Below are 11493 nucleotides of genomic sequence, written 5' to 3'. Positions count from 1 at the left end.
GGAAAAATAGAGATGAAAATATACTCAGCGCTATTGCTGGCGGGGACCGCACTCTTTTTCACCCATCCCGCGCTGGCGACGGTTTGCCGTAATTCAAACGGGACGGCGACCGATATCTTTTATGACCTGTCAGATGTTTTCACCAGCGGCAATAATCAGCCGGGACAGGTGGTGACGCTGCCGGAAAAATCAGGTTGGGTCGGCGTAAACGCGACGTGCCCGGCGGGGACAACGGTAAATTATACCTACCGAAGCTATGTATCAGAATTACCGGTACGAAGCACCGAAGGAAATTTTAAATACCTCAAGCTGAATGACTACCTTCTGGGCGCGATGAGCATCACCGATAGTGTCGCTGGCGTATTTTATCCGCCCCGTAACTATATTCGCATGGGCGTCGACTCTAACGTGTCGCAGCAAATGCCGTTTGGCGTGCAGGACTCAAAGCTGGTTTTTAAATTAAAAGTGATACGGCCTTTTATTAATATGGTGACGATCCCTCGCCAGACAATGTTTACTGTCTATGTGACGACCTCTACCGGCGACGCGTTGAGCACGCCGGTATATACCATTAGCTACAGCGGCAAAGTGGAAGTGCCGCAAAACTGCGAAGTGAATGCCGGACAGGTCGTGGAGTTTGATTTCGGCGATATCGGCGCGTCGTTATTTAGTCAGGCGGGGGCGGGTAATCGTCCGCAAGGCGTCACGCCGCAAACGAAAACTATCGCTATTAAATGTACCAACGTCGCGGCGCAAGCCTATTTATCGATGCGGCTTGAAGCCGAAAAGGCCTCAGGGCAGGCGATGGTGTCCGATAATCCGGATTTAGGCTTTGTGGTTGCTAATAGCAACGGTACGCCGCTCACACCCAATAATTTGTCGAGTAAAATTCCGTTTCATCTTGATGATAACGCCGCCGCTCGCGTAGGTATTCGCGCCTGGCCGATCAGCGTGACGGGGAATAAACCGGTGGAAGGGCCGTTTACTGCGCGCGGCTATCTACGAGTCGATTATGATTAAGGAGGCATAATGATCTTTCGGCGCGTTTTCATCGCTATTGGTTGTGTTTTGTTCAGCCCGCTGAGTCAGGCCAACTCATCTCTGGGCGAAGTGAATATTGAACTGCGCGGTAACGTGGTGGATTTTACCTGCGCCGTGGTTGCGGGCGACAGTAACAAATCGGTTAACCTCGGCACCTGGCCGACAAAACAGCTTCACGCCGCCGGTGACGCCACGCAACCGGTAGCCTTTAGCCTAAAACTTGAAGGCTGCCCGCCGGGGTCGGCGTCTATAACGTTTTCCGGGACGCCAGCGCCCGGCACGGCATTACTGGCGCTTGCTGATACGGCAATGGCGCAAAAACTGGCGATTGAAATTCGCGATGGCGATCAACGTCGATTGCCGCTTGAACAGGCCAGCAAGGCCGTCGATATTGACAACAACGGCAATGCTACCCTGAAATTCTATGCGAACTATATCGCCTTAGCCGATGGCGTGCAGCCCGGACTTGCTAACGCGGATGCGACCTTCCTGATCAATTACAATTAGTGTCCGTTATTGTGGCTCCCGAACGATAATTCGTCGGGAGTACCTTTACAATAATTCGTGTGATTTGGCGTAATCGATAAGCTCAACGATAGAGTGAAGGCCAAGTTTAGAAAATATATTGGCCTTATGCGCGCTGATAGTCTTGTTACTCAATAAAAGTTGCTCGGCAATTTCTTTGTTAGACATTCCATTGGCCAGATAGCGCAGCACGGTAACTTCGCGGTTAGATAGTGGCATATCATGGTGCCCGCCTTTGGGGGGACGGGTATTACTGATGAAATTAAGCGTCTCAGATGGGAAAAAAGAATAGCCGGATAAAATCATTTTTACCGCATTATAAATATCATTGAGGTCTTTGCGTTTACTTACAAATCCGTTTGCGCCCGCTCTTATTGCTCTTCCGGCATAAAAAGCCTCTGATTTCGACGATAAAAAAAGTATCCGGGTATGTTCCTGGATAGATTTGATTCGTTTAAGTAAGGTAAAGCCGTCGGTGCCCGGTAATTCAATATCCAGAATGACAAGGTCAACAGGATAAGTGCGCAGATACTCTATCGCTGTTCGGCTATCATCCGTTTTCAGGACAACCTGGATATTGCTATTTTTACCGAGTAAAACTTCGATCGACATTCTTACAATAGGGTGTTCGTCCATAATGATAACAGATGCAGGTTTCATTGTTGTATGCCTCAGACTGTTATGCGTCCTTCGTTTTAGAATAAGCGTCAGACACCTTAAAGATTGTGAAATAGCCAGATCTACACACCACACAGTGGAGCAATAATAAAGAATGAGACCTCCCTGTTGACTGGCTATTTTGCGTAAGAGTAATAAATATGTGGAATATCCATTTCGCACCAACAAAAAAGAAATTTCTGATTAAGTAAAAACAATATGGATTATACCTGGTCTGATTTCTCGGAAAAGTCTTGCGAAATGCGAATTATGGATAGCGGGTAGGATATTCTGTGACGTTATAGAAAATTTGTTCGTGGTGGAGCTATTTTCTTTAGAGTTGACATTGAGTAGTTTAAACTGTTGTTTTTAAGTATAAAAATAATATGAAAGACTAATTGTTTAGTATTTGTTATGTAATAACAGAAAGATGTTGACGCTGGAGACCTCGAAAAACGAGGAGGAACAGGGGACGATGTAAGAAAAAATTTTTTATCGCTTACCAGGACGAGTTGTAAATATTAATTTTATGTGAAATATTTACATTTAATGGAAGTGAAAATAAGTAATTTCTTAAAAAATCTTATTCACCAAAACGTTACTCCGTTAAAAAATATCGTGGAAAGTAACGTTTAGCTGCTGGAGCAGCCGAAGAAAGCTTTGCCTGTGGGGAAGGTTAAGGAGGGTGATAAGTTGTTTAAGCCGGTAAACTACACGATGATAAGGTACGCTTTGCTGACGTGCTATTTCTTTTAAAGAGGCACCTTGCGCTAAAGTTTCAATCATCAACCAGTCAGTACGGCTAAAGCTTTCCGATAAGCGAGGTTCGGCGGCTGATAACAAGGCTTCACGTACAGAGGCCAGATTTTGTCGTCGCGACAGGACAAAAAAACGCCCAGCCATACGGATAAACTGAGCTATAGCGGGGGTTTTATCTGATACCAGCAGGTAAATCTGGATATCGCTTTGTTGCCAACTGAGCGCGCGTAGCTGGTTAAGCGCCTCAATACAGGAGACAGGTAGCGCCTCCATATCTACAATCAGTTGTCTGAGCGACCCCTTTTCAATCCACAAAGAAATGTCATCTAATGAGCGGAATGCTGCGGTACGTTTTCCGGAAAATAAGTAGTGACTCAATGAATAGCCGAGGTAGTTGTCAGTTGTAATTATTGCCTGAGAAATGATACCAACCGGCAAGGCATAATTGAGCTGTTGGTTCAGTAACTCAAGGCGATCAAATATCTGCGGCGTTGGAGAGTGATAACGGCAGGCGCAGTCTTTAGCATTTCTTAAACGGCGGTGTCTTTCCCTGCGTGGTACGCTGCGCATCCTGCTTTTTCCATTGCTCTAATATATATCTGGTAATATGGCTGGCCATAAATAACCTTGTTCCATCGTTGCACCAGCGTAAAAAGCAATGCTTCGTTGCTCTGATGTTTCAATGCCTTCCATCAGCATTAACTGCTGAAAAAAAACTTCGCTATCATGTTCTGACGGAAGTTGCGTCAGGACCTCATAGCCGATTAATTGCGCAGTTGAGAGATTAACGATTGGCTCAGATTTTAACAATTCGCTGTTGAGATATGAATGACGTGTGGGCGAAGACGCCAGGTGTGGGGGAGTTATCCTTTCCTTTAACAAAGTACCCTGTGCCACCAAACACTCCTCCAGGCATTTATGATGCAGCCATATATTTTCGACCCCTGAATCTATCAGGATATTATGGGCATCATTGTGGCAGCGTTAAAAAAATGCCTGTAGGTATCGTTACTTAATTATTGGTGAGATATTTCGTAAGCCTTGTAAAAAGTTAAGTGAGTTTACTTACTGAGTAAGAAATGAAGGTTAACTCTAATATATTTTAAAAACTGCTGCTCCGTTTTAACATGTAATTTTCGCATAATGCTCCGGCGGAGTGACTTTGTCTGCTCTTCAGAAAGTGAAAGTAAAGCGGCCGTTTCGCTTAAATGATAACCGCTGGCGATCAGTTTTAACAGGTGACGTTCTGTTACTGAAAAATGACGAGTCGTGCAGTAGTGGCAAATGCCAGAAGGGACGCTATGTCGAAGCGCTCGTTTATGTAAGATCAATATCATTTTCCGGGTAATTTCTTCAACATCATCTTCCCGATAAATATGCGGCAGCATATACAGACATGGTCTGAACATGAGCTTTTCTTTATCGCATTTATTACAAATAATCACCCGTAGCTGATGTTGGGTATGCATAGGTATCTGGTAACAGCCTGCGCTGAACCAATCATCATCCAGGGCCAGGAAAGCGATATCGGCATTATCTATCTCTTCTGGCGGCAGAAAGTCAATTTTCTGCTGCCATTGATTCGCCAGACGCGTCATGATGATTTTCAAACCATGCTCAAAGTGACTGTTTTGTTCCTTAATAGCGATACTCAGCATAAAAAATATCCTACACGGCAGGTGAATCATGGTGAAATATTAAAGAAACTTATTGATTTTCTAAATACTGGCGGCCTTAATTCCCACTTTATGCGTGCTGAGATGTGTCCAGGCGATTTCCTGGAACCTGGCATTGCGCCAGAAAAGACGATATTCGTACACTTAGTCAGCAACCAGAACAAAAGCCATTGACTCAGGAGTGCCTGACCGTATAATTCTCGCGTTTCGTCTACACGAAGTCTTCACTTCACAAGGCGCCCTTAGCTCAGTTGGATAGAGCAACGGCCTTCTAAGCCGTGGGTCGCAGGTTCGAATCCTGCAGGGCGCGCCATTATATATCAACTGGTTACGCCTCTTTAATTCCCTCATTATTTTCCATATGGGACATATTTGGGACATCATCACTGAAAATCGAGTCAATTTGCTTCGCGTGTTCCGTTAAATGGTTCGGCGCAAGGTGGGCATATCGGCGCACCATCTCGATGCTCTCCCATCCCCCCATTTCCTGCAAAACAGAAAGCGGAACTCCGGACTGAATCAGCCAGCTGGCCCATGTGTGCCTCAGGTCGTGGAAACGGAAATCCTCAATTCCAGCCCGGCGGCAAGCCGCATTCCATGCTCGCTGGTCATCGACGCGCATCTTTCTCACGGTTGGCGTCTTTGAACCATCAGGCCGGATGCCTTCTTTAGTATGCACGAACACCCATTTATGATGCTTACCAATCTGGTCACGCAATACCTTACAGGCAGTGTCATTTAGCGCTACGCCAATAGCGCGGTTTGACTTGCTGTCTTCAGGGTTCACCCAGGCAACACGACGCTGCATGTCGATCTGTTGCCATTCCATATTGATGATGTTAGACCGCCTAAGTCCCGTTGCCAGCGCAAATTTAACAACAGATTTCAACGGCTCCGGACATTCTTCAATAAGTCTTTTTGCCTCATCACGCTCAAGCCACCTCACGCGTTTGTTTCTGACAGCAGGCACCTTGATTACAGGTGCTTTCTCGAGCCATTTCCAGTCACGTTCTGCTGTACGCAGAATAGCCTTCATTAATGCCAGGTGCTTGGCTTTGGTGGAGGTGGTGACCGGTTTAGCTGAATAAACTGGCGCTGGCTCTCCATTCTTTTGCGCCGCGGCAGCTTTTATTTTCCATATCTCAAGCTGCTTGCGGTTGCTCATCTTGTTTACTGCTAAGTAAATCTTTTGCTCGGTTACATCCTTTAACCGTACTCCCTCAAAATGCGCCAGCCAGAAAGCCATACGGCTGCGGTCATCTTTCAGTGATTTCTTCTCTGCCTTTTCCTCCAGCCAGCGCATGCAGGCATCATCAAACGTTACGTCAGGAAAATCGCCAAGCCTGTCTACTCGCCACAATTCAGCCTTGCGCTTGTCATGTAGCTCAGTAGCGAGCCGCTTGTCGGAAGTCCCAAGGCTTTCCTTAATTCGCTTCCCGCCCGGTGTCGAGTAGGACGCGTACCATATTTCACCTCTGCGGAAGATGGACATTTTCTTTCCTCTTTTATGTCATCACCCGCGCTCACCTGGACAGTATGCAGCGGAGACTGAAGCGCCGCAATGCAGGCTTGTCGTGTGGTGAGGTAAGGTGATTTCGGTTTGGTGGGGTCTTTACGTGTTGCCTGTAGTCGGCCTGTGCGAATCCAGTTGGTGGCGGTAGGTCTGGATATTTTGAGAAATGCACAGGCCTCATCGAGTGTGAGACTGTGTGATTCCATGATTACTCCACAGCTTCTTCTTCAACTTCATTCGCGATGTCGTAGAATTTCCCGTAAGTTATTTTCTTGAAGCCGTCAGGGATAACAACTTCGCCATGCCTCTCTTCTTTGTTATTTGGTATTGCAAAAATAAGACAATCATTGCGCTTCGGGTGCTTACCGCCATACGTTGATAACATAGCGAAACCAAGTCCACGGCCCGATTGACCACCAATTCCTGTACGCATAATCCCGTAGTGGTTGGTTATGTAGTAATTCCACTCAGGCAAGGATTTTAGCTTAGCGTTAGCGTTATGCATGATTGCATCCAGCTCTTTGTTGTATGCGCGGCCTTCCTTTGTGTTTCCCTTTCCTCGCGCTATCACAACTCTCTTCCCGTCAAAAAAATCCTCGCGTTTGATTGTTATCTGGCATGGGAATTCATATCCTTTTTCCCAAACGAAGCTTTGTAGAAGTCCGCCTTCTCCACCCCAGCTACGGGTTGTAGTCCATGCGATTGCGCCAACCTTTTCAGCGGCTGTGGTTAGGATTGAATTTCGTTGATCGTTAATGGTGTCGTATGACTGGATAAGCTCCTTAACATCCTCACCCTCTACCATGTAGTAGTCGTAATATTTGCTCTGGCCTGACATTTCTTATCTCCAATAAAAAACCGCCATCAGGCGGCTTGGTGTTCTTTCAGTTCTTCAATTCGAATATTGGTTACATTGTTTTCATATATGAATAAATAATTTAGCTTTTTTCGTTGCTTTCGCGTTCTTTATTATTTTTATTAAACTCGTTTTTACCGCGCATTCCAAATGCGTCTTTAGAGTCGTTGTATCCGCAATCACAGCACACATAATCTCCAGACCATCCACGCATTGTCTTTTCTTTTGCAATATTTCCAGAACCGCATTTTGGACAAGACATATCACTACCCCCAAAGCATGAGTGAGATAACAAAGTAACATTGATGGGAGATTAACAATAGATTGTTGATGTAAAAGATATGTATAAGATTCGCTATCAGATGGGAGGTTCTGGTAGCGGTATCCAGTGTGTGACATTGCTAATCAGACCATATTCATTAGTTTGAGGATGGTCGCCGCGATCGTCTCCGTATTTAAGACTCTCCATAAAACCATAATGCTTATCCCCATTAACGCTCACAAAGCCGTAATAAGCTGGTATAACGCCGATCTCACACGTAATCAGCAAAGGAAAACTAGTTCTCCAATTTAGCTCGCCAATTATAGGCATTCTCTCACTACAGCTTATCCAGCCATCCGGAATTACCGGAGAGTTGCCATTCACATCGAAATTTGGCTTTGCGTCCTGAACCAGAAGGATGTAACCGTTCTTAGCTGAATCAAGTTCTGATACCTCGGTGACAGTACCGAAATAGCGATGACCAGCATCAAAATCGCAGGTACTGACGTCTACCGATACTTCCATGCCTTCGATTAATTCTGGCAACTCGTAAGTTTGGCTTACAGGTTCAGCGGTAAGCGCTGCCAGTTGCTCCCGCGCCTGTCGCATATCATCACGCAGCGCCAGCGCCACGGCCTCTATTGCGTCTTTTTCCCGCTGGAGTTGAATATTCTCATCCAGCAGCGCCAGCGCGACTTTCGGGTTAAATGCAGCAATAAATTCAGCGTTGGCCTCAGCATTCGGTTGACAATCAAACCCACCCCACTTAATAACGTTCTCACAGCGCTTATCTCGCGGGGTGTGGATGGAAAAAGTTTTAGTATCGATATCAGAAAATACCTTCCAGGGGTCTTTTGTCGCCTTCTCCGCCACTTCACGCAGCGCACGTTTGTCGATGTTCATACCGCACCGCCTTTACGAGGTTGGGCGGCGAACTCGCAAACTGTTACACCGCCTTCTTCTGTGTAATCTGCTGACGAGATATGCAGACCATGAACAATGCTGCCGTCGTCACGTTGAATGTTGCCAACCCACAGCAGTCCGTCAGTAAAATCACCGTACCCGGATTCATGACCGTCACCACATTGTGAACAAATTAACTCAATGTCCGATGGCTCAAGGAAAATTTGTTGAGGGACAAGCGCGTAACCTTCAGGGATTGCACTTGCCCGCACCTCAGCCAGAAAAGCGTCAGTGGCTGGGGTTTTCTCACAGTACAGATTGTCGTAGGCGATCATCGCCACGACCGCCTTGTCGATATCCGGATCATTTACCGGACAATGCTCAAGAATTGCCGCCAGCGCGCTCTTTTTGCTCTCGCATTCCGCCGCCAGCGCCACACATTTCGCCTCTAGTTCCGCATAATCACTATGACGCACCATATCAGTACAGAATGATTCTCCTGTTATTGGTGGTGATAACTGGTCACTGACAATCGTGTATATTTTCACTTCTTTCATTTCTTCCCACTCCGCAACATTGCATTCAGATATTTGTTTTCATTCACTGATGGAAAACTATTTCGCTTAAGCATTTCTTCGCGTGGAATATCGTTGATGGGTTTGAAGCGGTGTCGAATAATCATTTACGATGGAAGGATTCCGGGGTCGTAGGACAAACCTCTCATGATGAATTCCTCAGTTATTGCTGATAGAGCCGTAACGCGAACGGTAATTTTTAAGGCGCGGGTCTATTTCAATGAATTTGGTGTAAGTGGCTTTGCGGAATGGCCGGATGGATGTCTGGTAAATTCGCTCGCGTTCTTCTTTCTCTGCAAGCCATATACAGTGGCGAAATTCCTTTTCCTCTTTCGTTTCCTGCGGTAGCGACATTATCAGGTCGTAGTTCTTTCTGAATTTTTCCAGCACCTCCGAGACGGAATTGCCGGAACAGCGGCACGGGGTATCCGCACCATATAGAGGCGCTGGCATAATTAAATCCTTGTTTTGCTAAATCAGAAGGGGATGGAATCGTCGTATACAGGCGTGTTCTGTTGGTTACTACTTTGCTGCTGCGGGCTATTTCCTGAAGCTGCAAATCCAATTTTTGCGTTCAGCAATTCAAGAGTGATTGATTGACCATTTTGTCCCTGATAAACATCAACCTTGATGTTTTCGCCGGTAATTTCAACAACGCCGCCTTCAACCAGAACACTGCGATAGTAATCAGCCTGCGGCCCCGGTTTGGCAAATACAGCGGCACTGTAGTTTGTCCATTCTTTCTTTTTTGTCTGGCGGTCGTAATACTGGACGCCAGCACGAATGTTGAATCCGATATTTTCTCCAGCCTGAAACTCTCTTGCTGGCTTGTTTAGTCGTACAGTGATTGAATGTGCCATTATGCGATCGCTCCTTCTAATTCGTCTCGTCTGATGTTGTAAATGTCCTTAGCCTTCGCTTGCTCTTCTGTTCCCTCAAGCATCTTCCACGCTTTAGCGAAAGCCTGTTTAAGATCTTCCACCGTGTTTTTCTGCATTGCGGCCTCAGTGAATGCCTTAAGAACCTGTTCAGGAGCAGGGGAGGAAGGCGATGATTTAGTTTGCTTCGCAGGTGCTGCATTCTGCTGATGTTTGTGCTCGTCAGTATCAGCGTCTTTGGCGTCATCAATACCAAACAAACCGTTAAGGCAATATTTGCGAGCGTAAGAGCTTGTAGCGCCAGTTACCTGAGCTGCGTCCATTCCCTTCTTGTTTTCTTCTTCTCGCGCTATAGCGCTTGCTGAATGGCTATTTTCACCATCTGTAATGGTCGCTGTGGCCTTGACGTAATAACGGTCGCCAATCAGCACGATTTCATCACTGATAGACAGGAACAGGCCTTTCAGTAGTGGCTTAACACCCTCCAGAATGTCTTCACAGCTTCTGTATTTGTATTTACCAAACGAGTTGTACTGATTCTTTGGTGCGTTCAGGTGCTCCTGAATTTCAGCAAGTCTTGCGTAAAACTCTTTGCTCATGAGTAATACCCCGCAAATTCATCCCAGCTAATAACCGGATTCTGCCGTTCTGCTGCTAAGTTAATTTTCTGCTCCACTTCTTCCTCAATTTCAGGAGAAATAAGAGCAATAAATTCTTCATCATCAAAATCATGCAACATGACGCGCCTCCCATTCTTCGTCCTGCCACTTATCCCAACCAAGAGCTATTCCGGCAGCCCATGTATACGCGTCAGATATTCCCTGTTTTGTATCCGGAAATACTTTCTCATATAGCTTGTTGAACTCCCTGTTTCCTTGCTGAACAAGAATTGTTCCGTTAACAGGCGTAATGGTCATGGCGTGGTACTCCTGGCTGATTAAGAATTTCACCGAGACGTTTCCATCCGGCCCGTAATTTTCTGGTAATTCTGTCGAGAAGTGATTCAGAAGGGCAGCCAGCAATGGGCCACCCGGCAAAACTATATTGCATGGCGTGCTCTTTAGTTAATTTGCATAACAAAAATGCCTCGAATGAAGCGTTGTTGGTATGCGAAAAAAGCCGCCCTGACTGCGAGCGGCAAATAACATCAAGGGATGATTTTTCGATTAACCAGAACGAGTCGTCGTCCTCGTTTGGTTACGAGCGATATTGCTCACATAGCAGACTCGTAAATCTGCTATAGGTGCTTATTCGCTGCCAAAAATACGCTTACTCAGTTACTTCATCTGCATATTCTTTACTTGTTAACCAATCCGGGCGTTCACCTTTACCAATATAGAAGTCGATAATGTCCAGAAGACGTGGATAAAATTTAAGAGCTTTACGACCATCCATCTCAGCAATTTTCTGCTTACTATATTTTCTCCATTCCTCAACTGTGTGGTTCTGGCATCCTGCTCGTACATATTCACCGTTCGTTATACTTATGAAGTATTTCTCACCCAGGATTACGAAAGTGAGATCAGGCAGATTGGCACCGTACAGGTCGGCACCGTACAGGTTGGCACCGCGCAGGTTGGCACCGTACAGGTCGGCATCGCGCAGGTCGGCACCGCGCAGGTTGGCACCGCGCAGGTTGGCACCGTACAGGTTGGCACCGTACAGGTTGGCACCGTACAGGTCGGCATCGCGCAGGTCGGCACCGCGCAGGTTGGCATTGCACAGGTCGGCACCGTACAGGTTGGCACCGCGCAGGTTGGCTCTAGATCCGCTCTCACGCATTGAGGTAATCCACACTTTGTGTTCTTCAAGAATCTTCGATAAATCTGCTGAATTCATGTTGTTATT

The 11493-nt window shown here is 46.3% G+C and carries 18 protein-coding genes, 1 tRNA gene and 2 pseudogenes; 3 read left to right on the top strand and 18 right to left on the bottom strand.

Annotated elements, in window-relative coordinates:
• The first annotated feature begins 12 nt into the window (after positions 1–12).
• Together fimH and sfmF are read left to right on the top strand one after the other, a co-directional pair.
• Positions 13–1020, top strand: coding sequence for a type 1 fimbria D-mannose specific adhesin FimH (fimH, locus tag ACLJRS_RS12355; RefSeq protein ID WP_000708664.1), 1008 nt, complete (start codon positions 13–15; stop codon positions 1018–1020).
• A gap of 9 nt (positions 1021–1029) precedes the next feature.
• The gene (sfmF, locus tag ACLJRS_RS12350; protein ID WP_000577507.1) at positions 1030–1548 is read left to right on the top strand and encodes a fimbria assembly protein; all 519 of its coding nucleotides are present in this window, start codon (positions 1030–1032) and stop codon (positions 1546–1548) included.
• Positions 1549–1593: 45 nt separating this feature from the next.
• Here the strand turns inward: sfmF and fimZ are convergent, their stop codons facing one another.
• The 4 genes from fimZ to fimW all read right to left on the bottom strand — a co-directional run bounded on the left by fimZ (position 1594) and on the right by fimW (position 4640).
• Positions 1594–2226, bottom strand: a complete 633-nt coding sequence (fimZ, locus tag ACLJRS_RS12345; protein ID WP_000801272.1) for a fimbria biosynthesis transcriptional regulator FimZ — start codon at positions 2224–2226, stop codon at positions 1594–1596.
• A gap of 603 nt (positions 2227–2829) precedes the next feature.
• On the bottom strand, positions 2830–3552 hold the full coding sequence (gene fimY / locus ACLJRS_RS12340; protein ID WP_001258116.1) for a fimbria biosynthesis regulator FimY: 723 nt from the start codon (positions 3550–3552) through the stop codon (positions 2830–2832).
• Between the two features lie 18 nt (positions 3553–3570).
• A complete protein-coding gene (locus ACLJRS_RS12335; protein ID WP_000226502.1) occupies positions 3571–3882 on the bottom strand; it encodes a hypothetical protein in 312 nt (103 codons plus the stop codon).
• Positions 3883–4043: 161 nt separating this feature from the next.
• Positions 4044–4640, bottom strand: a complete 597-nt coding sequence (gene fimW / locus ACLJRS_RS12330; protein ID WP_000948629.1) for a fimbria biosynthesis transcriptional regulator FimW — start codon at positions 4638–4640, stop codon at positions 4044–4046.
• 254 nt (positions 4641–4894) lie between these two features.
• Here fimW and ACLJRS_RS12325 point away from each other — a divergent pair.
• Positions 4895–4971, top strand: a tRNA-Arg gene (locus ACLJRS_RS12325).
• 15 nt (positions 4972–4986) lie between these two features.
• Here the strand turns inward: ACLJRS_RS12325 and ACLJRS_RS12320 are convergent.
• The 14 genes and pseudogenes from ACLJRS_RS12320 to ACLJRS_RS12255 form a co-directional block, all read right to left on the bottom strand.
• The gene (locus ACLJRS_RS12320) at positions 4987–6150 is read right to left on the bottom strand and encodes an integrase (protein ID WP_001750227.1); all 1164 of its coding nucleotides are present in this window, start codon (positions 6148–6150) and stop codon (positions 4987–4989) included.
• Positions 6151–6281: 131 nt separating this feature from the next.
• Positions 6282–6377 (bottom strand): annotated as a pseudogene (locus ACLJRS_RS12315) (helix-turn-helix domain-containing protein); the annotation flags it as partial.
• A 2-nt stretch (positions 6378–6379) separates the two neighbouring features.
• The gene (locus ACLJRS_RS12310) at positions 6380–7009 is read right to left on the bottom strand and encodes a DUF5420 family protein (RefSeq protein WP_001750228.1); all 630 of its coding nucleotides are present in this window, start codon (positions 7007–7009) and stop codon (positions 6380–6382) included.
• Positions 7010–7109: 100 nt separating this feature from the next.
• Complete coding sequence (locus ACLJRS_RS12305; protein WP_024139009.1) at positions 7110–7289, bottom strand: Eag protein; 180 nt, start codon at positions 7287–7289, stop codon at positions 7110–7112.
• A gap of 96 nt (positions 7290–7385) precedes the next feature.
• On the bottom strand, positions 7386–8192 hold the full coding sequence (locus ACLJRS_RS12300) for an ead/Ea22-like family protein (RefSeq protein WP_001750229.1): 807 nt from the start codon (positions 8190–8192) through the stop codon (positions 7386–7388).
• On the bottom strand, positions 8189–8749 hold the full coding sequence (locus ACLJRS_RS12295) for a hypothetical protein (RefSeq protein ID WP_410957821.1): 561 nt from the start codon (positions 8747–8749) through the stop codon (positions 8189–8191). The genes ACLJRS_RS12300 and ACLJRS_RS12295 overlap by 4 nt, the downstream gene beginning before the upstream one ends.
• Positions 8746–8916, bottom strand: a pseudogene (locus tag ACLJRS_RS12290) (DUF2737 family protein). The gene ACLJRS_RS12295 and the pseudogene ACLJRS_RS12290 overlap by 4 nt, the downstream one beginning before the upstream one ends.
• Positions 8917–8926: 10 nt before the next feature.
• Positions 8927–9220, bottom strand: a complete 294-nt coding sequence (locus tag ACLJRS_RS12285; RefSeq protein ID WP_001111317.1) for a phage anti-RecBCD protein — start codon at positions 9218–9220, stop codon at positions 8927–8929.
• Positions 9221–9243: 23 nt separating this feature from the next.
• Positions 9244–9627 (bottom strand): hypothetical protein, encoded by a 384-nt coding sequence (locus ACLJRS_RS12280; protein ID WP_047641313.1) that lies wholly within the window; start codon positions 9625–9627, stop codon positions 9244–9246.
• A complete protein-coding gene (locus ACLJRS_RS12275) occupies positions 9627–10244 on the bottom strand; it encodes an ERF family protein (RefSeq protein WP_080102107.1) in 618 nt (205 codons plus the stop codon). Before ACLJRS_RS12275 ends, ACLJRS_RS12280 begins: the two co-directional genes overlap by 1 nt.
• Complete coding sequence (locus ACLJRS_RS12270) at positions 10241–10384, bottom strand: hypothetical protein (protein ID WP_016050294.1); 144 nt, start codon at positions 10382–10384, stop codon at positions 10241–10243. Before ACLJRS_RS12270 ends, ACLJRS_RS12275 begins: the two co-directional genes overlap by 4 nt.
• Positions 10374–10562 (bottom strand): DUF5444 family protein, encoded by a 189-nt coding sequence (locus ACLJRS_RS12265; RefSeq protein ID WP_368664155.1) that lies wholly within the window; start codon positions 10560–10562, stop codon positions 10374–10376. The genes ACLJRS_RS12270 and ACLJRS_RS12265 overlap by 11 nt, the downstream gene beginning before the upstream one ends.
• Positions 10543–10695, bottom strand: a complete 153-nt coding sequence (locus tag ACLJRS_RS12260; RefSeq protein ID WP_015995137.1) for a protease FtsH-inhibitory lysogeny factor CIII — start codon at positions 10693–10695, stop codon at positions 10543–10545. Before ACLJRS_RS12260 ends, ACLJRS_RS12265 begins: the two co-directional genes overlap by 20 nt.
• Before the next feature lie 219 nt (positions 10696–10914).
• Entirely contained in the window at positions 10915–11484 is a 570-nt protein-coding gene (locus tag ACLJRS_RS12255) for a pentapeptide repeat-containing protein (RefSeq protein ID WP_410957820.1), read from the bottom strand.
• Between the last annotated feature and the right edge of the window lie 9 nt (positions 11485–11493).

The sequence above is a fragment of the Salmonella sp. SAL00670 genome, from assembly GCF_046552235.1.
Classification (GTDB): domain Bacteria; phylum Pseudomonadota; class Gammaproteobacteria; order Enterobacterales; family Enterobacteriaceae; genus Salmonella; species Salmonella enterica.
This window is presented reverse-complemented; position numbering and strand designations above follow the sequence as displayed.